This is a genomic window from Streptacidiphilus anmyonensis (assembly GCF_000787855.1).
GTDB classification, from domain to species: domain Bacteria; phylum Actinomycetota; class Actinomycetes; order Streptomycetales; family Streptomycetaceae; genus Streptacidiphilus; species Streptacidiphilus anmyonensis.
Window position 1 is genome coordinate 168,529 of sequence record NZ_BBPQ01000001.1, and the last position, 19,905, is coordinate 188,433.

16 protein-coding genes are annotated in these 19,905 nt (G+C 71.0%); 10 read left to right on the forward strand and 6 right to left on the reverse strand.

All coding sequences use genetic code 11. From position 1 onward, the window contains the following. Positions 1 to 31: 31 nt before the first annotated feature. The 4 genes from TR50_RS00740 to TR50_RS00755 all read right to left on the reverse strand — a co-directional run bounded on the left by TR50_RS00740 (position 32) and on the right by TR50_RS00755 (position 5,088). On the reverse strand, positions 32 to 1,312 hold the full coding sequence (locus TR50_RS00740) for an AI-2E family transporter (RefSeq protein WP_236654181.1): 1,281 nt from the start codon (positions 1,310 to 1,312) through the stop codon (positions 32 to 34). Positions 1,313 to 1,623: 311 nt separating this feature from the next. Beyond that, complete coding sequence (locus TR50_RS00745) at positions 1,624 to 2,283, reverse strand: aggregation-promoting factor C-terminal-like domain-containing protein (protein WP_042412461.1); 660 nt, start codon at positions 2,281 to 2,283, stop codon at positions 1,624 to 1,626. A 374-nt stretch (positions 2,284 to 2,657) separates the two neighbouring features. Continuing rightward, positions 2,658 to 3,980 carry an RNA 5'-3' helicase PhoH2 gene (phoH2, locus tag TR50_RS00750; RefSeq protein WP_042412462.1) on the reverse strand — a complete coding sequence of 441 codons (1,323 nt, stop codon included), beginning with the start codon at positions 3,978 to 3,980 and terminating at the stop codon, positions 2,658 to 2,660. Between the two features lie 316 nt (positions 3,981 to 4,296). Continuing rightward, positions 4,297 to 5,088, reverse strand: a complete 792-nt coding sequence (locus TR50_RS00755) for an isoprenyl transferase (protein ID WP_042412465.1) — start codon at positions 5,086 to 5,088, stop codon at positions 4,297 to 4,299. 123 nt (positions 5,089 to 5,211) lie between these two features. Between TR50_RS00755 and mgrA the strand changes: the two genes are divergently transcribed. From mgrA to TR50_RS00775, 4 genes are all read left to right on the forward strand, one after another. Continuing rightward, positions 5,212 to 6,252 (forward strand): L-glyceraldehyde 3-phosphate reductase, encoded by a 1,041-nt coding sequence (mgrA, locus tag TR50_RS00760; protein ID WP_304941195.1) that lies wholly within the window; start codon positions 5,212 to 5,214, stop codon positions 6,250 to 6,252. Between the two features lie 177 nt (positions 6,253 to 6,429). After that, positions 6,430 to 7,989: a chitinase gene (locus tag TR50_RS00765; RefSeq protein ID WP_042412467.1), complete on the forward strand. Its 1,560-nt coding sequence runs from the start codon at positions 6,430 to 6,432 to the stop codon at positions 7,987 to 7,989. A 126-nt stretch (positions 7,990 to 8,115) separates the two neighbouring features. Beyond that, positions 8,116 to 9,378, forward strand: coding sequence for an amino acid deaminase (locus tag TR50_RS00770; protein WP_042412470.1), 1,263 nt, complete (start codon positions 8,116 to 8,118; stop codon positions 9,376 to 9,378). A gap of 29 nt (positions 9,379 to 9,407) precedes the next feature. After that, on the forward strand, positions 9,408 to 11,042 hold the full coding sequence (locus tag TR50_RS00775; RefSeq protein ID WP_042412473.1) for an N-acyl-D-amino-acid deacylase family protein: 1,635 nt from the start codon (positions 9,408 to 9,410) through the stop codon (positions 11,040 to 11,042). Here the strand turns inward: TR50_RS00775 and TR50_RS00780 are convergent. Beyond that, the gene (locus TR50_RS00780) at positions 11,008 to 12,471 is read right to left on the reverse strand and encodes a cellulase family glycosylhydrolase (protein WP_042412475.1); all 1,464 of its coding nucleotides are present in this window, start codon (positions 12,469 to 12,471) and stop codon (positions 11,008 to 11,010) included. The genes TR50_RS00775 and TR50_RS00780 overlap by 35 nt on opposite strands. 127 nt (positions 12,472 to 12,598) lie before the next feature. On the opposite strand from TR50_RS00780, the gene TR50_RS42200 reads away from it, so the two are divergent. The 3 genes from TR50_RS42200 to TR50_RS00795 are packed head-to-tail and all read left to right on the forward strand — an operon-like array spanning position 12,599 to position 14,930. Continuing rightward, positions 12,599 to 13,252: a hypothetical protein gene (locus tag TR50_RS42200; RefSeq protein ID WP_052440524.1), complete on the forward strand. Its 654-nt coding sequence runs from the start codon at positions 12,599 to 12,601 to the stop codon at positions 13,250 to 13,252. Positions 13,253 to 13,263: 11 nt separating this feature from the next. Further along, positions 13,264 to 14,478 carry a pyridoxal phosphate-dependent aminotransferase gene (locus TR50_RS00790; RefSeq protein WP_042412477.1) on the forward strand — a complete coding sequence of 405 codons (1,215 nt, stop codon included), beginning with the start codon at positions 13,264 to 13,266 and terminating at the stop codon, positions 14,476 to 14,478. 59 nt (positions 14,479 to 14,537) lie between these two features. After that, entirely contained in the window at positions 14,538 to 14,930 is a 393-nt protein-coding gene (locus tag TR50_RS00795; RefSeq protein ID WP_042412480.1) for an SCO4983 family protein, read from the forward strand. Positions 14,931 to 14,934: 4 nt separating this feature from the next. Here TR50_RS00795 and TR50_RS00800 read toward each other — a convergent pair whose 3' ends face one another. Beyond that, the gene (locus TR50_RS00800) at positions 14,935 to 16,770 is read right to left on the reverse strand and encodes a phosphoenolpyruvate carboxykinase (GTP) (protein WP_042412483.1); all 1,836 of its coding nucleotides are present in this window, start codon (positions 16,768 to 16,770) and stop codon (positions 14,935 to 14,937) included. Between the two features lie 200 nt (positions 16,771 to 16,970). On the opposite strand from TR50_RS00800, the gene trhA reads away from it, so the two are divergent. The 3 genes from trhA to TR50_RS00815 are packed head-to-tail and all read left to right on the forward strand — an operon-like array spanning position 16,971 to position 19,861. Beyond that, the gene (gene trhA / locus TR50_RS00805) at positions 16,971 to 17,615 is read left to right on the forward strand and encodes a PAQR family membrane homeostasis protein TrhA (protein WP_236654182.1); all 645 of its coding nucleotides are present in this window, start codon (positions 16,971 to 16,973) and stop codon (positions 17,613 to 17,615) included. Positions 17,616 to 17,675: 60 nt separating this feature from the next. After that, positions 17,676 to 19,220: an MFS transporter gene (locus TR50_RS00810; protein ID WP_042412488.1), complete on the forward strand. Its 1,545-nt coding sequence runs from the start codon at positions 17,676 to 17,678 to the stop codon at positions 19,218 to 19,220. Then, positions 19,217 to 19,861: an acyl-CoA-like ligand-binding transcription factor gene (locus tag TR50_RS00815; protein WP_042412492.1), complete on the forward strand. Its 645-nt coding sequence runs from the start codon at positions 19,217 to 19,219 to the stop codon at positions 19,859 to 19,861. Before TR50_RS00810 ends, TR50_RS00815 begins: the two co-directional genes overlap by 4 nt. The last annotated feature ends 44 nt before the right edge of the window (positions 19,862 to 19,905 follow it).

Here is a 19,905-nt window from a genome sequence, read left to right on the forward strand (position 1 = left end):
CCCGCGCCCCTCGGGCGTTGCCCCGAGGGCGTTACTCGGGTGCGGCGGCGGCCGTCAGCGCGGCGCGGACGTCCTCGTCGACCGCGTGCCGGGCGCGAAGGTAGCCGATGACGGTGTTGGTCACCGCGACCAGCGGGACCGCGACCACCGCGCCGCCGATGCCGCCGATGATGGAGCCGGAGGCGACCGCGAGGATCACCGCGAGCGGGTGGACCCGGACCGCGCGGCCGAGGATCAGCGGCTGGAGCAGGTGTCCCTCGATCTGCTGGACCCCCAGCAGCACCGCGAGAACCAGCAGTGCGGTGACCGGCCCGTGCGTCACCAGCCCGATGAGGACCGCGATGGTGCCGGTGATCAGCGCGCCGACCAGCGGGACGAACGCGCCGAGGAAGATGATCACCGCGATCGGCATCGCCAACGGCACACCCAGCAGGTAGATCCCGATGCCGATCGACAGCGAGTCGATGAACGCCACGACGACGGTGCCGCGCACGTACGCCGTCAGCGTGGCCCAGGCCCGCGGGCCCGCGCCCGCCGCGGACATGCGGGAGCGCACCGGCAGCAGCCGCAGGCACCAGCCCCAGATGCGCTCGCCGTCGTAGAGCAGGAAGTACGTGCAGAAGGCCGCCAGGAAGACCCCGGTCACGATCTCCACGACCACGCTGACGGTGTCGAAGCCGAAGGACGCGATCTGGTCGCTGTTGGTGCCGACGACCTTGGTCAGCTGGTTGGCGAACTGGTTGATCTGGGTGTCGGTGAGGTGCATCGGACCCGTCTCCAGCCAGTGGCGGATCTGGCCGATGCCCTGCTGGACCTGGTCGGTCAGCTGGTTGAGATGGGTGCTGACCTGCCAGAACACGAACCAGGCGACCAGGGCGATGCTGGCCAGGCCGCCGAGGAAGGTCAGCGCCGTCGCCAGGCCGCGCGGGACGCCGTGGCGCTTGAGCAGGGAGACCGTGGGCTCCAGCAGCGCGCTGATCAGCAGGGCGGCGACGAAGGCCAGCGCGACGATCCGCAGCGTGCCGATGATCTGCAGCAGCACGTAGAGGCCCGCGCCGACCAGCAGCAGTCGCCACATGCCCTCGGCGGCCACCCGCAGCGTCCAGGGAACGGCCTCGGCCGGATGCGCGGGGCGGGCCGGGTAGGGCGGCAGGTCCGACCGGGCCGCGACGGGCATCACCTGCGGCGGGACGACCGCCTTCGGCGCCTCGGGCACGTGCACGACCGGGTCGGCCGCCTTCACCGACCCGGGCTCGGACTCGGCGCGCCGGTGGGCCAGCCACCCTCGAAACGCCTGCCATGCGTTGCCCACGCCCGCCACCCCGTCCGCCCTTGCTTCCACGACCGTTCCGGCTGTGAACGCTACCGGGTGGCTGCGGCGGCCGGGCGCCCGCCCACCGGAAACCTGCGGAGTCGGCCCGGGGAGCTATCAGATTTTTTTGGGCAAATCAGGAGAAAGAGGTTTAGCCCAGGAAGGCCCGGGGGACGGTCCACCACGAGGCCGTCCCGCACACGCGGCCTCTCCGTGGGAGAAGTAGGAAGCCCCCGATCGGACAGGGATCGGGGGCTTCCGCGGTTCACAGGGCGAACCGCTCACGTCTGTGCACTGCGTCCGTGAAGGGCTCAGTACCAGCTGTGGGCCTGCCAGAACGACCAGGCGCCGCAGGGGCTGCCGTAGCGGGAGTTCATGTAGTTCAGGCCCCACCGTATCTGCGTCGCGGGGTTGGTCCGCCAGTCCGCGCCGGCCGAGGCCATCTTGGAGCCCGGCAGGGCCTGCACCAGGCCGTAAGCACCGGAGCCCGGGTTGGTGGCCTGGTAGTTCCAGCCGCTCTCGCGGGTCACGATCTGGCTGAAGCAGGAGAACTCGGTGGCGTTTCCTATGATCGACGCGGCGAGTGCCTGCACCGAACCGGGGCTGTAGGAGACCAGCTGCTGGCGCTGCTCGGCCGCGGCGGCACGCGAGGCCGCCTGCTCCTTGGCGTGCTGCTCGGCCGCGGCCTTGGCGCGCGCGGCGTCGGCGGCCTTGGTGCGGGCTGCCTGAGCGGCTGCCTTCTGCGCGGTCACGAGCGCGGCGGACTGCTGCGCGTCGCTCTGGCGGGTCAGGTTGTCCGCGACAACCTGCGCCGAGCCGCCCATGGGGACTTCGGCAAGAAGGGTCGAGCCTGCGACATCGGACACCTGGGCCGGCTTCGTCTCGCCAGAGGCGACACCGACGACCGCACCGACAGCAGTCACAGCAGTGGCGGAGGCCACTGCCATCCCCCGAACCGAGATCCGGTTCACATGGTTTCCTTCCAGCGTCGCCCGTATGGTGACCGAACGGACGAACCCCGCCCCTGACGCTGGCCTCCCCCATGCTCTGGTCACGGAAGACGCGGGCCCGTTGCTCTCCGGTGTCCCGGATCGCGATCTGCTCGGGCGGCGTGCGGCGCCATGCATGCCACACGCGGGGCCTGACAGATCCCACACACTGCCGCACCGCAACGCGCAAGCGCAATTCTGGTTTGCGTGGCGAAGCTCACACGGCCCATCCGGCCGTCATTTCTCGCCAGACACTGGCTTGTCGCCTGACGGATCGTTACGATGCTGTGCCCTTCCGCACCGTGGGCTTGCCACGGGCGTGCGGAAGGGCACAGTTAGGAGGGTTTTCGCCCGATTCAGGGCTGGATGTCCTCCAGCATCTCGGTCACCAGTGCGGCGATCGGAGACCGCTCCGAGCGGTTGAGCGTGACGTGGGCGAAGAGCGGATGCCCCTTCAACTTCTCCACGACCGCGACGACGCCGTCGTACCGACCCACTCTCAGGTTGTCGCGCTGGGCGATGTCGTGGGTCAGCACGACCCGCGAACCCTGCCCGATCCGGGACAGAACGGTCAACAGCACGTTGCGCTCCAACGACTGCGCCTCGTCGACGATCACGAAGGCGTCGTGCAGCGAGCGGCCGCGGATGTGGGTGAGCGGAAGGACCTCCAGCATCCCGCGGGAGAGCACCTCCTCGATGACGTCCGGGGTGGTCACCGCGGAGAGCGTGTCGAAGACGGCCTGGGCCCAGGGGCCCATCTTCTCCGCCTCGCTGCCCGGGAGGTAGCCCAACTCCTGCCCGCCGACCGCGTACAGCGGCCGGAACACCATCACCTTGCGGTGCTGACGCCGCTCGAGCACCGCCTCCAGGCCGGCGCAGAGCGCGAGCGCGGACTTGCCGGTTCCGGCCCGTCCGCCCAGGGACACGATGCCGACCTCCTGGTCGAGCAACAGGTCCAGCGCGACCCGTTGTTCGGCGCTGCGCCCGCGCAGCCCGAAGGCCTCGCGGTCACCGCGCACCAGGCGCACCCGCCCGTCGGCGGTCACGCGGCCGAGCGCCTTGCCCCGCTCCGACGTCAGCATGAGACCGGTGTGAACCGGGAAGTCCCGCGCCTCGGGGATGTCGACGGGGTCGCCTGTGAACAGGCCGTCAACCTCCTCGGCACTGACGGCCAATTCAGACATTCCGGTCCAGCCGGAGGTGATCGCCAACTCGGCGCGGTACTCCTCGGCCGTCAGGCCGACGGAGGAGGCCTTGACCCGCAACGGCAGGTCCTTGGAGACGACGGTCACGTCGTACCCCTCGGCCTGCAGGTTCCTGGCCACGGCCAGGATCCGGGTGTCGGCGTCGCCCAGCCGGTAGCCGGCGGGGAGGACGGAGGGATCGGTGTGGTTCAGCTCGACCCTGATCGTGCCCCCCAGCTCGCCCACGGGGATGGGCGTGTCGAGACGGCCGTAGCGGACCCGGTAGTCGTCCAGCAGCCGCAAGGCCTGCCGGGCGAAGTAGCCGAGCTCCGGGTGGTGTCGCTTGGCCTCCAGCTCGGTCACCACGACCACGGGCAGCACGACCTCGTGCTCCTCGAACCTGGTCATGGCGCTCGGGTCAGCCAGCAGGACACTGGTGTCGAGGACGTACGTGCGCCGGTCGTGCAAGCTCCGGCGGCTCTTGGAACTGACCACAGGGCCTCCCGGGCGGGTGGCCCCGTGCCACCCGCGGTCGCCGCGCCCTCCGGCCCCGTTGGCCGAGGTCGCGGTCTGACTGCGGTATTCCCCAGGTGTCCCATTCCATGCAGGCGACGACATCATGACGACCAGGATTCACCTGGCGGTGACCTTGCCCACCAGCCGTGAACCGGACGTCCACATAGGTCGAGCCTGCACAGGTCCGCGTCGGGTTGACCGACGATCAGGGCACGCCGCACGGCCTGCGCCAGAAGCGGATCAGGAACGGGTCAGGAGCGGATCGGGAGCGGGTCGGGGCTCGGCCCGAGCCGCCTCATCCGCCGTATCTGCGGTTGCGGGCGGCGTAGTCGCGCAGCGCGCGGAGGAAGTCGACCTTGCGGAAGGCGGGCCAGTAGGCCTCGCAGAAGTAGAACTCCGAGTGCGCCGACTGCCACAGCAGGAAGCCGGAGAGGCGCTGCTCCCCGGACGTGCGGATGACCAGGTCCGGGTCCGGCTGGCCGGAGGTGTAGAGGTGGCGGGAGATCTGCTCGATGTCGATCATCTCCGACACCTCCTCCAGCGGCTTGCCCGCCGCCCCCTGCTCGCGCAGGAGCTTGCGGACGGCCTCGACGATCTCGTGGCGTCCGCCGTAGCCGACGGCGACGTTCACCAGGAGCCCGGGATTGTCCGCGGTGGCCTGGTCCGCCTCCTTGAGCACGGTGGCGGTGGAGGCCGGCAGGAGGTCCAGCGCGCCGACGGGGTGGACCCGCCAACGACCCGTGGCCGCGAGGCCGCGCACGGCCTCCTCGATGATGCCGAGCAGCGGCACCAGCTCCTCGGCGGGGCGGGTGAGGTTGTCCGTGGAGAGCAGCCACAGCGTGACCACCTCGACGCCGGTCTCCTCGCACCAGCCCAGGAACTCCGGGATCTTGTCCGCGCCGGTCTGGTGGCCGTCCGCCGTGGACATGCCCACGGCACGGGCCCAGCGACGGTTGCCGTCGAGCATGACGCCGACGTGCCGGGGTGCTCGGGCGCGGTCCAGGTGCGCCTCGACGCGGTGGCCGTACAGGCCGTAGACGGCATTCCGGAGCAGCGGCGTGCGCCGGACCAACCTACCGATGTCCATGACGACGGCCCCTCCTGTGCTCGCGCGTGCGGGGGCCACCCTACTCCGCGCCGGTTAATGTTCAGTCTGGAGACAAAACCCTGGAGCCGTCCCCTCCCCGGACCCACCCCTGGAGTACGCCCCGTGATCCCCGCCCCCTACCAGCCCGCCGAGTCCCGGTACGACGGATCGATGCGCTACCGCCGGACCGGACGCAGCGGACTGAAGCTGCCCGAGATCTCCCTGGGCCTGTGGCACAACTTCGGCGACGACCGGGCACTGGACGTGCAGCGCGCGATCCTGCGCCGCGCGTTCGACCTCGGCGTCACGCACTTCGACCTGGCCAACAACTACGGCCCGCCCTACGGCGCTGCCGAGGCGAACTTCGGCCGGCACCTGGCCGCCGACTTCCGCCCGTTCCGGGACGAGCTGGTCATCTCGACCAAGGCCGGGTACGACATGTGGCCCGGCCCGTACGGGGAGTGGGGTTCGCGCAAGTACCTGACCGCGAGCCTGGACCAGTCCCTCAGGCGGATGGGCCTCGACTACGTCGACATCTTCTACTCGCACCGCTTCGACCCGGAGACCCCGCTGGAGGAGACCATGGGCGCACTCGCGTCCGCGGTCCAGCAGGGCAAGGCGCTGTACGTCGGCGTCTCCTCCTACAGCGCGGAGAAGACGCGCGAGGCGGCGGCGATCCTGCGTGACCTGGGCGTTCCGCTGCTGATCCACCAGCCGTCCTACTCGATGCTGAACCGCTGGATCGAGGACGACTCGCTGCTCGACGTGCTGGAGGCCGAGGGCGCGGGCTGCATCGGCTTCGCGCCGTTGGCGCAGGGGATCCTGACCGACCGCTACCTGAACGGCATCCCGGCCGACTCGCGCGCCGCGCAGGGCAAGTCGCTCGACCCGGCCTCGATCACCGAGGACACCGTGGCCAAGCTGCGCGGGCTCAACGAGGTCGCGGCCGCGCGCGGCCAGTCGCTGGCCCAGCTCGCGCTGAGCTGGCTGCTGCGCGACCCGCGGATGACCTCCGCGCTGATCGGGGCCTCGTCGGTGTCCCAGCTGGAGGCCAACGTGGCGGCGGTGCAGGGCGCTCCGCTGACCGAGGCGGAGTTGGCCGAAATCGATCGCTATGCGACCGACGCACACCTCAACCTCTGGGCGAAGTCCAGCGAGGACTGAGGCGCGGGCGCCTGACGCGCCCACAGGTGATGCCGTGGTCTGGACCACGGCATCACCTTAACCAGCCCTTAAGGCACCGGCGGCACCCTTGACAGCGCCAATGGTCTAGTCCAACTTGTGTGGCGGGCTTCACATCCTGTCTTTCCCCGCTTCCCCCACAGTTGAGGACAGACCCCTATGCCTTCTCCCCGTACGGTCAACGCCGCGCTGGCGACCGTCGCCGCGCTGGGCCTCGGCCTGACCGGCCTGGTGGCGCTCGGCGGCGGCGCGAGCGCCGACACCACCAACCTCGTGGTCAACCCCGGATTCGAGACCGGCTCCCTGGCCAACTGGAACTGCGACGCCGGCACGGCCGCGGTCACCACGACCACGGTCCACTCCGGCTCCGACGCGCTCGCGGCCACCCCCACGGCCTCCGACGACGCCCAGTGCACGCAGACCATCAGCGTCCAGCCCAACTCCTCGTACACACTGAGTGCCTGGGTCAACGGCCCCTATGTCTACCTGGGCACCCAGGGCGACGGCACCACCGACGTCAGCACCTGGTCCAGCAGCAGCTCCTGGAACCAGCTCTCCACCAGCTTCAAGACCGGCGCCTCCACCACGAGCGTCACGATCTACCTGCACGGCTGGTACGGGCAGTCCACCTACTACGCGGACGACGTGGCGCTGAGCGGGGCGGGCGGCTCCAGCCCGAGCCCGACGCAGACTCCGACACAGAGCGCGTCGCCCACGCCGACGTCCACCCCGACGTCGAGCCCGACCCCCACGGCCTCCGCGACGCCGACCACCTCGCCCACCCCGACGGCCACCTCGACCGGCGGCACCGGCGGCGGCAGCAACCCGAAGCACTGGGTGACCGGCTACTGGCAGGACTTCGACAACGGCGCGACCGACCAGAAGATCAGCGACGTCAGCTCGCAGTACAACATCATCGCGGTCGCCTTCGCCAACGCCGACTCCGCCGGCGACGGCGGCATCACCTTCTCGCTCGACCCGACCCTGCAGAGCAAGCTCGGCGGCTACACCGACGCCCAGTTCAAGGCGGACATCGCCGCCAAGCAGGCGCAGGGCAAGAAGGTGATCCTCTCGGTCGGCGGCCAGAACGGCACCATCTCGATCACCAGCGCCGCGCAGGCCACGGCCTTCGCGAACAGCGCGTACTCGATCATCCAGCAGTACGGCTTCAACGGCGTGGACATCGACCTGGAGAACGGGATCAACCCGACCTACATGTCCTCCGCGCTGCACCAGCTGGCGTCGAAGGTCGGCTCGGGCTTCATCCTCACCATGGCCCCGCAGACCATCGACGTGCTGAACTCCTCGTCCGACTACCTGGCCACCGCGCTCCAGGTGAAGGACATCCTCACGATCATGAACACCCAGTACTACAACTCGGGGTCCATGAACGGCTGTGACGGCGGCGTCTACAGCGAGGGCGGCGTCGACTTCATCACCACGCTGGCCTGCACCGCGATCCAGGCGGGCCTCAGCCCGAACCAGGTCGGCATCGGCGTCCCCGCCTCCAGCAGCGCGGCCGGCAGCGGCTACGTCGCCCCGACCGTGGTCGAGAACGCCCTGAACTGCCTCGCCAAGGGGACGGGCTGCGGCACCTTCAAGCCCAGCACCACCTGGCCGACCATCGGCGGCGTGATGACCTGGTCGACCAACTGGGACGCCAGCAACGGCAACCAGTTCGCGAACAACGAGGGCGCCTTCACCAACGCCATGCCGTAACGGCGGGCGACGAAGCGGAAGGCCCGGCGCTCCGAGGGGGAGCGCCGGGCCTTCCGACGTGCGGATCCCCGCTGGCAGGATGAGCAGAGCACTGAGGCAAGGCGCACGACCGAGAAGGAGCCGTTCATGGACCAGGCCGCACTCGACGCGCTGGGCGAGACCGTCGTCGACTGGCGTTTCAAGGGCATGCCGATGGGCGTGGCCCCGACCGTGAACCAGATGCGCGACGCGAAGCTCGACCTCTTCGCGGACGGCTTCGTGACGCCCCTGCTCACGCTGGACTCGCGGGCCCTCGACCACAACCTGGAGCTGATGGCCTCCTGGGCACACCGCCACGGCCTGGCCCACGCCCCGCACGGCAAGACCCCGATGGCGCCCCAGCTGTTCCAGCGCCAGCTGGAGCTGGGCGCGTGGGGCATCACCGCCGCGACGCCGAGCCATGTGCAGGTGTACCGGCACTTCGGTGTGAACCGCATCTTCCTCGGCAACGAACTCGTCGACGCCGCCGCGCTGCGCTGGCTGAGCGCGGAGCTGGAACGCGATCCCGAGTTCCGCTTCGTCTGTTATGTCGACTCGGTCCACGGGGTCGAGCTGATGGACGCGGCGCTCACGCACCGCGTCGACGTCGTGGTCGAACTCGGAGCGGTCGGTTCACGCACCGGGGTGCGAACCCGGGCCGAGGCGGACGAGGTCGCACGGGCCGTCCGCGCCTCGCGGTGGCTGCGGCTGGTCGGTGTCGCCGGGTACGAGGGCACGCTGCCGGGCGTCGACGAGACCCGCGCCGCCGTACGCGTCTGGATGCAGGAGCTGGTCGACACCGCCCATGCCTTCGACGCGCAGGGGTACCTCGCCGACGCGGACGAGATCGTCGTCAGCGCGGGCGGCAGCCAGCACTTCGACCTGGTCGCGGACGCGCTGACGGAGACCGCGCTCCAGCTGTCCCGTCCGGTGCTGAGGCTGCTCCGCTCCGGCGCCTACGTCACCCACGACCACCTCCACTACGCGAAGATCACCCCGCTGACCGAGGAGACCGAGCACTTCCTGCCGGCGTTGAAGCTCTGGGCTCAGGTCGTTTCCCGGCCCGAGCCGGGGCTGGCCCTGCTCAACGCGGGCAAGCGGGACGTCCCCTACGACCTCGGGCTGCCCGTGCCGATCCAGGTGCGCGACGCCCGGCAGGGCGGGCTGCACCCAGCCGAGGGCCTCAGCATCACCGCCCTCTCCGACCAGCACGCCTTCATGGCGGTCAGCCCGGAGGCGGCCGTCGAGGTCGGCGACTGGGTCGCGCTCGGGCTGTCGCACCCCTGCACGGCCTTCGAGAAGTGGCAGTTGATCCCCGTCGTTCTTCCCGACGGCCGGACGGTCGTCGACTACATCCGCACCTTCTTCTGACGGCCCCTCCTGACACCCCCGGACCGCTGATGCCTCCGCCCCGGACCGTTCTGCGCGGCGCTCTCGTCGTCGACGGCAGCGGCGGCGCGCCCTACCGCGCCGACGCCGTCCTCGACGACGGCCGTATCTGCGCGCTGCACCGCGAGGGCGATCCGGGGCCGCGGCCCGGCGGCGGCCGTGTCCTCGACGCCGACGGGTTGGCGCTCGCACCCGGCTTCGTCGACATGCACGCGCACTCCGACCTGGCCCTGTTGGCCGACCCGGCGCACGAGGCGAAGGTCGCCCAGGGCGTCACCCTGGAGGTGCTCGGCCAGGACGGGCTCTCCTACGCGCCCGTCGACGACACCACCCTGGCCGGACTGCGCCGCCAGCTCGCCGGCTGGAACGGGGACCCCTCGGACGCGGACTTCGACTGGAACTGGCGCAGCGTCGGCGAGTACCTCGCCCGGCTCGACGCCCAGGGCATCGCCGTCAACGCCGCGTACCTCGTCCCCCAGGGGACGCTGCGCGCGCTGGTGCTCGGCTGGGAGGACCGCCCCGCCACACCCGCCGAGCTGGACCGGATGCGGGCGCTGCTCGCGCGAAGCCTCGACGAGGGCGCGGTCGGCATGTCCTCCGGGCTGACCTACACACCGGGCATGTACGCCGACGCCGCCGAACTCACCGCGCTGTGCCGGGTGGTGGCGGCCCACGGCGGTTACTGGTGCCCGCACCACCGTTCCTACGGCGCGGGCGCGCTGGAGGCCTACGCGGAGGTCGTCGCCGTCGCCGGGGCCTCCGGCTGCGCGCTGCACCTGGCCCACGCCACGATGAACTTCGAAGTCAACCGCGGCCGCGCCGGCGAACTGCTCGCCCTCGTCGACGCGGCCGTCGCCGACGGCGTGGACCTGACCCTGGACAGCTACCCCTACCTCCCGGGCTCGACCACCCTCGCCGCGCTGCTCCCCGGCTGGGCCGCGGCCGGCGGACCGGCGGAGACGCTGCGCCGCCTGGCCGACCCGGCGGCGCGGGCGCGCATCCGTGCCGACCTGGAGGTGCACGGCTCCGACGGCTGCCACGGCGTCGTCGCCGACTGGGACACGGTGCAGGTCAGCGGCGTCCGCGAGCCCGCACTGCGCTCCGCGGTGGGCCTGACGGTCCGACAGCTCGCGCGGCGGGAGGGCGTCGAACCGTTCGAGGCGTTCACCCGGCTGCTGCTCGACGACGGCCTCGGCACGACGATCCTCCAGCACGTCGGCCACGAGGAGAACGTCCGCGCGATCATGCGCCACCCGGCGCACTGCGGCGGCAGCGACGGCCTGTTGACCGGCGACCGCCCCCACCCGCGCGCCTACGGCACCTTCCCCCGCTATCTCGGCGCGTACGTGCGGGAGGAGGGAGTCCTCTCCCTCCCCGAGGCGGTCCGGCACCTGTCCGCCACCCCGGCCCGCCGCCTGGGCCTCGCCGACCGCGGCCAGGTCCGCGAGGGGTGGGTGGCGGACCTGGTCCTCTTCGATCCGGGAACCGTCGCCGAGCAGGCGACGTTCGAGGATCCGAGAAGGACCCCACGAGGCATCCCCTACGTGTTCGTCGGCGGCGTCCCGGTCATGGACGACGGCCGTCGGACCGACGCGCTGCCCGGCCGGGCGATCACCCGACGTTCTGCGACGGGGAGGCCGGCGTGAGCCGGAGCGTGTGCACCGTCCCCGGCGTCGGCCGGGTGACCGTCAGGGAGAGGATGTGGCGCGCCGGGTCCCAGGTGCTGGTGTACTCCGAGTCGAAGTCGATCTGCGGGCCGAGGGGGAAGTCCGACGGCGGGAGGTAGACCTCCGTCGGGCCGATCACCGCCGCCTCGTCACGGAACTGGAGCGTGAAGACGAGGGTGCCCTTGTCGTAGTCGAACTCCACCGGAGTCCCGGCGATCGCGCGCGGGTACGCGGTCTGGAGCACGCCGGCGATGTCGGCGCCCTTTCCGGGCTTCTGCCAGGGGGACCACGGGCCCGGCGCGGCCGTGCAGCAGGCCGAGCCCGCCATCAGGTCGTCCAGCAGTTCCTGCACGTGGTCGACGTAGAGGTGCGCGCCGGGTGCCGTGAAGTCCGCTCCCCAACCGCCCACCAGGACCGGCGCGTCCAAGCGCTTGGCGGTTCGGGTGACCTGGATGGCCCAGGAGTTGAGGAGGCGGTCGGTCCAGAAGGCGTCGCTGCCGCTGTAGTTCCCGTCGGGGTCGACCGGCGCGGGGTAGAGCTGGGGGGCGTAGCCGATGCGGGCGACGCCGTGGCGCGGGTCCGGCAGGTAGGGCAGCGCGCTGGGCAGCCCGGTGTCCGCGGAGGCGGCCTCGGGTTCGACGAAGAGCCAGTGGTCCTGGTCGACCGCGCGCACCCGGGCGATGACGCGCTCGTAGAAGGCGGCCAGCGCCCCGGTCTCGAAGGCCGGGCCCTGAACGGATCCGCCCCACGGACGGTCCAGCAGGTCGAAGCCCACGACGGCGTCGGCGGGTGACAGCAGGCCCGCGCCGCGCGGGAGGTGCGCCGCGAGGTAGCTCGCGATGTGCGCCCAGGCCGCGGCGTAGCGGTCCTGGAGGTCGGGGGCGTCGTCGCGGGTGTGCCAGAACTCGTCGGCCGCGTGGATCCGGGCGGAGTTCACAGCGGCCGGAACGGACGCGGCGCCTGGCGTCGGGCCGAAGGCGTCCTGGGTCATCGCGAGGACGACGTGGTCGCCGACCGCCGCGTACTGCCCGATGCGCCGGACCAGGGCGGCGAGGTAGACGTCGTCGTAGCGGCCAGGGGTGGGCTCGACACTGCTCCAGTGCAGCAGGATCCTCGCGCAGTCGTCACCGAGCAGCCCGTACTCCTCGGACGGCGACGACGACCAGGACGCCGAAGCCGACGCCGACGACGACGGCGATGCCGGGGCCGCCGAACGGGAGGCGCCCGCCACGACCGGGACGTCGTCCGTGTTGAGCCCGTAGAGGATCAGCGCCCGGCCCTGGGCGTCCGTCAGGAAGCGCGGCGTCGTCGCGCCGACCGCCGCGGGCGTGCCGAGACGCAGCAGCAGTCCCGCCGCGCAGGCCAGGACCGCCAGCCCCGCGAACCACCGACGCAGATGTCCCCGCATCCGCCACCCCCCTGCCGCCATGGTGATCGTAGATCCACAAACTGGGAGTGCGCAGGGAGTCGTCCTGGTTCTGTACCAACATCGACGAGCGCCGACCGGTGCGTGGGCGCGCGGGTACAGTCCGGCCATGACCCCGCCCCTGGACCGCCCCCGTTCCGTGCTGCTCGCGGGCCTGACCGCGGCTCTGCTGCTGGTGCTGGCCCTCGGCACGGGCACGGTGTGGCTGCGGCTGACGGACGCCTTCCCCACGGTGCTGCACGCGGCGGCGCTCGAAGTGCCGCCGTTCCTGCCGGGGCTGCGGCCGGATCCGCGTGGGGACAGCACCTGGGCGTTCACCCTCTCGGAGGACTTCGCGGCGCTGCTGCTGGTCGGCGTCGTCGCCCTGCGGCTGCGCCGCCACGTGCTGCGCCACCCGTACGCGGGTGTGCTGCGGCGCCTGGGGGCGGGCTGGTCGGCGGTGGCGCTGGGCGGGGCGGTCGCCGGGGTGTTCCGCGGTCTTGCGCTGGCGCGGATGACGGGCGCGGCACCGCTCGGCTGGACGGTGCACCCGCTGGCCGGAGCCGTGTCGGGCGCGGTGTGGGGGGTGCTGCTGGGTTGGACGGTCGGCCTGGCCGTCGCCCTGGTCGGCAACCGCCGCCTGCGCCGCCTGCCCCGGCTGCGTGAACTGCGACGCGTGGGCGCCACCGTCGTCCCACCGGCGCGCCTCGCGCGGGTGGGACGCCTCCCGCGCCGCCTCCAGCATGGTGAAAATCACCGCGCAGCGGGTATGGCGAGGCACTAGGCTGCATCGGTATGCAGGTGATCCAGTCCAGCAAGCTCGCCAACGTCTGCTACGACATCCGCGGACCGATCCTCGACGAGGCCATGCGGCTTGAGGACGAGGGCCACCGCATCCTGAAGCTGAACACCGGCAACCCGGCGCCGTTCGGCTTCGAGGCGCCGGCGGAGATCCTTCAGGACATCGTCCGCAACCTCGCCGGGGCCCACGGCTACGGCGACTCCAAGGGCCTGCTCTCCGCGCGCCGCGCCGTGGTGATGCACTACGAGGAGCGCGGCCTGCACGGCCTGAGCGTCGAGGACGTCTACATCGGCAACGGCGTCTCCGAGTTGATCCAGATGGCGATGCAGGCGCTGCTGGACGACGGTGACGAGATCCTCGTCCCCTCCCCCGACTACCCGCTGTGGACGGCCTCGATCAGCCTGTCCGGCGGGACGGCGGTGCACTACCGCTGTGACGAGCAGTCCGACTGGTTCCCCGACCTCGCGGACATCGAGTCGAAGATCACCGACCGCACCCGCGGCATCGTGATCATCAACCCGAACAACCCGACCGGCGCGGTCTACCCGGTCGAGCTGCTGGAGGGTCTGGTCGCGATCGCCCGCCGGCACAACCTGATCGTCTACTCGGACGAGATCTACGACAAGATCCTCTACGACGACGCCGAGCACACCTCCACCGCCGTGCTCGCGCCGGACCTGCTCTGCCTCACCTTCAACGGCATGTCCAAGGCCTACCGGGTGGCCGGCTTCCGCAGCGGCTGGATGACGATCTCCGGCCCGAAGGAGGAGGCCCGCAGCTACATCGAGGGCCTGACCACGCTGGCCACCATGCGTCTGTGCGCCAACATGCCCTCGCAGCACGCGATCGCCGCCGCGCTCGGCGGGCGCCAGTCGATCAAGGACCTGATCCTCCCCGGCGGTCGGCTGCGCGAGCAGCGCGACATCGCCTGGAAGATGCTCAACGACATCCCCGGCGTCTCCTGCGTGAAGCCCAAGGGCGCGCTGTACGCCTTCCCGCGGCTGGACCCGAAGGTCTACAAGATCAAGGACGACGCCCAGATGGTGCTGGACCTGCTCAAGCAGCAGCACATCTACGTCGTCCAGGGCACCGGGTTCAACTGGCCCGACCCGGACCACTTCCGCCTGGTCACGCTGCCCCGTGCGGAGGATCTGAGCGAGGCGATCGAGAAGATCGGCGTCTTCCTGTCGACCTACGCTCAGCCGTAGCGAGACCAGCCCTAGAGACAGAGACTTGTTTTAGACAAAGTCCAAGTTAGGCTGTTCCCATGTACGAGCAGCCGAAGACTCTTCCCGTGCGCCGACGCGCCCTGGACACCCGCGCGCCCGTGCATGCCGTCAGCGGTCTGCGCGGGCAGCTGGCCGGGCACCTGGCCGCCATGCTCGACGTCACCCGCGAGCTGCACGCACGAACCGGCGATCCCCTGTTGGCGGACGCGGCCGCCGCACTCACCGCGCGCCTCGGGGAGCTGGGCGCCCAACTGCCGCCGCGCGCGGCCGTGACCTACCCGGGCGACCTCGCCGCCCTGCACGCCCAGGCTTTCGACCTGGCCGGACGGGTCCTCGTGGTCGCAGCCGCCCAGCAGGACACCAGGACGGCGATACTCGCGTGCCGCCGTATGGACTTCCACACGGCGGCACGCGAGTCACTCACTGCCTAGAGGCTCAGCCCAGGCGCTGGGTCAGCTTCTCGTACTCGTCCCACAGGGCCTTCGGCGTGTGCTCGCCGAACAGCTCCAGGTGCTCGGGGATGAGCGCGGCCTCCTGCTTCCAGATGTCACGGTCGACGGAGAGCAGCAGGTCGAGGTCGGCCTGGCTGATGCTGAGGCCGTCCAGGTCCAGCGCGTCCTCGGTGGGCAGGACGCCGATCGGCGACTCGACGCCCTCGGCGGTGCCCTCCAGGCGCTCGACGATCCACTTCAGCACGCGGCTGTTCTCACCGAAGCCCGGCCAGACGAACTTGCCGTCGGCGTTCTTGCGGAACCAGTTCACGTAGTAGATCTTCGGCAGCTTGGCCGCGTCGGCGTTCTCGCCGACCTCCAGCCAGTGGGCGAAGTAGTCACCCATGTTGTAGCCGCAGAAGGGCAGCATCGCGAACGGGTCGCGGCGCAGCTTGCCGACCGTGCCCTCGGCGGCGGCGGTCTGCTCCGAGGCGACGTTGGCGCCCAGGAAGACGCCGTGCTGCCAGTCGAAGGACTCGGTCACCAGCGGAACCGCGCTGGCGCGGCGGCCGCCGAAGAGGATGGCCGAGATCGGCACACCCGCCTGGTCCTCCCACTCCGGGGCGATGGTCGGGCACTGGGCGGCCGGGACGGTGAACCGGGCGTTGGGGTGCGCCGCCGGGGTCTCCGACGCGGGCGTCCAGTCGTTGCCCTTCCAGTCGGTGAGGTGGGCGGGCTTCTCCTCGGTCATGCCCTCCCACCACACGTCGCCGTCGTCGGTGAGCGCCACGTTGGTGAAGACCGTGTTGGCGTACATCGAGTCGATGGCGTTGGCGTTGGTGTCACGGCCGGTGCCGGGCGCGACGCCGAAGAAGCCGGCCTCCGGGTTGATCGCGTAGAGGCGGCCGTCCGCACCGAACCGCATCCAGGCGATGTCGTCGCCGATGGTCTCGACCTTCCAGCCCGGGATGGTCGGCTGGAGCATGGCCAGGTTGGTCTTGCCGCAGGCGCTGGGGAACGCGGCGGCGACGTACTTGGCCTCGCCGGACGGCGGGGTGAGCTTCAGGACGAGCATGTGCTCGGCCAGCCAGCCCTCGTCGCGGGCCATGGTCGAGGCGATGCGCAGCGCGTAGCACTTCTTGCCGAGCAGGGCGTTGCCGCCGTAGCCGGAACCGTAGGACCAGATCTCCTTGGTCTCCGGGAAGTGCGAGATGTACTTGGTCTCGTTGCACGGCCACGACACGTCGGCCTCGCCCTCCGCGAGCGGGGCGCCGAGGGTGTGCACGGCCTTGACGAACTCGCCGTCCTCGCCGAGGAAGTCGAGCACGGCCTGACCCATGCGGGTCATGGTGCGCATCGACACGGCGACGTAGGCGGAGTCGGTGATCTCGACGCCATAGGCGGCCAGCGGCGAGCCCACGGGACCCATGGAGAACGGCACCACGTACATGGTGCGGCCCTTCATGGAGCCCTGGAAGATGTCGCCGAAGATCGCCCGCATCTCCGCGGGGGCCTTCCAGTGGTTGGTCGGGCCGGCGTCCTTCTCCTGCTCGGAGCAGATGAACGTACGGTCCTCGACGCGCGCGACGTCGCGCGGGTCGGAAGCGGCGTAGTAGGAGTTGGGCCGCTTCTCCGGGTTGAGCTTGCGGAAGGTGCCCTTCTCGACAAGCAGGTCGCACAGACGCTGGTACTCGGCTTCAGAGCCGTCGCACCACTCGATCCGATCCGGCTGGGTGAGCTCTGCGATCTCCTGAACCCACGCCAGCAGCTTCTTGTGCCGGGTCGGGGCAGTGTTGACCTGGGCAGAGTTCTCGTACGGCACGATCGCTCCGTTTCCCATCCGGTCGTCCTTGAACGGATGGTGAGGGGTTGAGGGTCTTCGCAGCGTATCTCCGATGGCCGGGAAGCGACACACCGCCCCCTGTGTGAGAACGGCAACATCGCAGGTCAGCGTCACTTTGACGAGAATTCGAGCAGACCTACCAGTAGGTAACCTACGGTGCCGTAGGTATGCTTCGGGACATGACTCCAGGGGTGGAAATGATTGAGCGGAATCTCCCGCTGAAGCCCGCGATGCGCGGCTGGTTGCATGCCGGAATGTTCCCGGCGACGGTGGCGGCCGGCATCGTGCTGATCTGCCTGGCCACGACCCCCGCCGCACGCGCGGCCTGCGCCGTCTACGCCGCCAGCGCGTGGATGCTGTTCGGCGTCAGCGCGCTGTACCACCGCTTCACCTGGGGGCCGCGCGGCGAGGCGATCCTGCGGCGGCTCGACCACAGCAACATCTTCCTGATCATCGCGGGCACGTACACGCCCGTCACGATCCTGCTGCTGCACGGCGCACGTCAGCAGGTGCTGCTCTGGCTGGTCTGGGCCGGGGCGCTGGCCGGGATCGCCTTCCGGGTCTTCTGGGTCGGCGCGCCGCGCTGGCTGTACACACCCTGCTACCTGGCCCTCGGCTGGGCGGCGGTCTTCTTCCTGCCCGACTTCTTCCACAGCGGCGGCGTCGCGGTGACCGTGCTGATCATCGTCGGCGGCGCGCTCTACAGCGTCGGCGGCGTCATCTACGGCCTGAAGCGCCCCGACCCCTCGCCGCGCTGGTTCGGCTTCCACGAGGTCTTCCACGCGTGCACGCTCGCGGCCTTCACGGTCCAGTTCGTGGGGGTGTCGCTCGTCGCGATGTGATTGACAGTCCCTGGCTTTTGAGAGTTACTGTCAGAAGACAGTAACTCTTAGGGGGCTGCCATGACCACGAAAGCGTCCATCAGCACCACCGCACCAGCGGGCACCGCACCGCCCGACCGGAGACGCTGGTGGGCGCTGGCCGCCGTCTGCCTGAGCGTGCTGGTGCTCGGCTTCGACGGCACGATCCTCAACGTCGCCCTCCCCGACATGGCGGTGCAGCTCCACGCCACCACCGGACAGTTGCAGTGGATCGTCGACGCGTACCTCGTCGTCTTCGCCGCCGCGATGCTCCCCGCCGGCCTGCTCGGCGACCGCTTCGGGCGACGTCGGCTGCTCATCGGCGGGCTGGCGCTCTTCGGCGTCGCCTCGCTGGTCGGCACACTCGCGGACTCGCCGAACACGCTGATCGCCGTCCGCGCCGTGATGGGCCTCGGCGGCGCGCTGATCATGCCGCTCGGCATCGCGATCCTGCCGAGTCTGTTCACCCCGGCCGAGCGGCCGCGCGCCATCGCCGTGATGACGGCGGGCATGGCCGTCGGCATGCCGCTCGGCCCGATGCTCGGCGGGCTGCTGCTCAACCACTTCTGGTGGGGCTCGATCTTCCTGATCAACGTCCCGCTGATCGCGGTCGGCATCGTCGCCTGCCTGTGGCTGGTGCCCGAGTCGCGCGACCCGAACGTGCCCCGGGTCGATCCGCTCAGCGCCGTCGTCGGCGTGCTCGGCCTCGGCGCGCTGACCTTCGGCATCATCCAGGGCCCGAGCGACGGCTGGGGCTCCGCCCAGGTCGTCGCGCCGCTGGTGGCCTCCGTGCTGCTGCTCGGCTTCCTGGTCCGGCGCGAACGCACCCTGCCGCACCCGATGGTCGACTTCACGCTGCTGGCCGACCGCGTCTACCGCTGGAGCACGGCCGCCTCGGTGCTGGTCTCCTTCGTGCTGATGGGCGGCCTGTTCGTGCTGCCGCAGTACCTCCAGTCGGTGCTCGGCTACGACGCGCTCGGCACCGGCGTCCGGCTGATGCCGATGATGGCCGGCCTGCTGCTCGCGGCGCGGGTCGCGGAGCGGCTGGTCTCGAGACTGTCGGTCCGTTGGGTCGTCGCCTCGGGCATGCTCGTCGTCGCCGCGTCGATGCTGCTGGGGGCCTCGACCACGACCGGGGACGGTTACGGCCGCACGGCCCTGTGGCTGGCCCTGCTCGGCCTCGGCATGGGCTTCACCATGGTCCCGGCCATGGGCGCGGCCATGGCTGCGCTCCCGGACGACCGGGCCGGCGTCGGCTCCGGACTGCTGCAGACGCTGCGCCAGTCCGCCAGCGCGATCGGCGTGGCCCTGCTCGGCAGCCTGCTGGCCGGTGGCTACACCGCGCGGCTGGCCACCGGCAGCCTTCCTGAGCCCCTGGCCCACACCGCCCGCGGCTCGGTCTCGGCCGCGCAGGCGATCGCCACGAAGCTGCACGACACGGCGCTGGCCGCGTCCGCGCACGCCGCGTTCGTCCACGGCATGGACCTGGTCCTGCTGGCCTGCGGCATCGGCGCGGCCCTTTCGGCGGCGTTGATCGCCTGGCGGATGCCCGGCACGGGGGGCGGTGCGGGAGAATCCCAGGCATGACCCCCGGCAATCCCCCCACCCGGACCACCGCCGGCGCCGAGCTCGAGGAACTCCTCGCCGCCCCGCTCGGCCTGCGGGAGCGCAAGAAGCTGAAGACCCGCCGCGCGATCCGCGCGGCGGCCTTCGGCCTGTTCAGCGAGCAGGGCTACGAGGCCACCACGGTCGACCAGATCGCGGCCGCGGCGGAGGTCTCGCCCAGCACGTTCTTCCGGTACTTCCCCACCAAGGAAGACCTCGTCATCAGCGACGACTACGACCCGCTGATGGAGGTGTCCTTCCGCTCGCGCCCGGCCGACGAACCGCTGATCGAGTCCGTCCGCCAGGCGATGATCGATCCGCTGCGCCAGGTTCTCGCGGCCGAGCGCGAGGAGGTGCTGCTGCGCATGCAGCTGTACCGGGAGGTCCCGGCGATCCGCGCCCGCGCGCTGGTCGAGATGCAGCGCACCGGCGAGATGCTGTGCGGGCTCCTCGCCGAGCGGACCGGTCGGCCCGCGGACGGGCTGGAGCTGCGCGCCCTGGTCGCCGCGATCCTCGCGGCGTCGAGCGAGGCGGTGCAGTACTGGGCCGAGCGCGGGGGCCGGGACGAGCTGGACGACCTGCTGGACCGGGCGATCACGTCCCTGGGCGGCTTCGGGCTGTAACGGCCCGGCCGGTCAGGCACCTGACCGCCGGGCCGGGCCCGGCG

What these genes read in the sequence shown, in the direction of transcription:
- TR50_RS00755 (WP_042412465.1), bottom strand. Translation starts at nt 5,088, where the DNA reads ATGGACATCGGTAGGTTGGTCCGGCGCACGCCGCTGCTCCGGAATGCC.
- TR50_RS00790 (WP_042412477.1), top strand. Translation starts at nt 13,264, where the DNA reads ATGCAGGTGATCCAGTCCAGCAAGCTCGCCAACGTCTGCTACGACATC.
- TR50_RS42200 (WP_052440524.1), top strand. Translation starts at nt 12,599, where the DNA reads ATGACCCCGCCCCTGGACCGCCCCCGTTCCGTGCTGCTCGCGGGCCTG.
- TR50_RS00775 (WP_042412473.1), top strand. Translation starts at nt 9,408, where the DNA reads ATGCCTCCGCCCCGGACCGTTCTGCGCGGCGCTCTCGTCGTCGACGGC.
- TR50_RS00765 (WP_042412467.1), top strand. Translation starts at nt 6,430, where the DNA reads ATGCCTTCTCCCCGTACGGTCAACGCCGCGCTGGCGACCGTCGCCGCG.
- TR50_RS00795 (WP_042412480.1), top strand. Translation starts at nt 14,538, where the DNA reads ATGTACGAGCAGCCGAAGACTCTTCCCGTGCGCCGACGCGCCCTGGAC.
- TR50_RS00780 (WP_042412475.1), bottom strand. Translation starts at nt 12,471, where the DNA reads ATGCGGGGACATCTGCGTCGGTGGTTCGCGGGGCTGGCGGTCCTGGCC.
- TR50_RS00810 (WP_042412488.1), top strand. Translation starts at nt 17,676, where the DNA reads ATGACCACGAAAGCGTCCATCAGCACCACCGCACCAGCGGGCACCGCA.
- TR50_RS00800 (WP_042412483.1), bottom strand. Translation starts at nt 16,770, where the DNA reads ATGGGAAACGGAGCGATCGTGCCGTACGAGAACTCTGCCCAGGTCAAC.
- TR50_RS00770 (WP_042412470.1), top strand. Translation starts at nt 8,116, where the DNA reads ATGGACCAGGCCGCACTCGACGCGCTGGGCGAGACCGTCGTCGACTGG.
- trhA (WP_236654182.1), top strand. Translation starts at nt 16,971, where the DNA reads ATGATTGAGCGGAATCTCCCGCTGAAGCCCGCGATGCGCGGCTGGTTG.
- TR50_RS00815 (WP_042412492.1), top strand. Translation starts at nt 19,217, where the DNA reads ATGACCCCCGGCAATCCCCCCACCCGGACCACCGCCGGCGCCGAGCTC.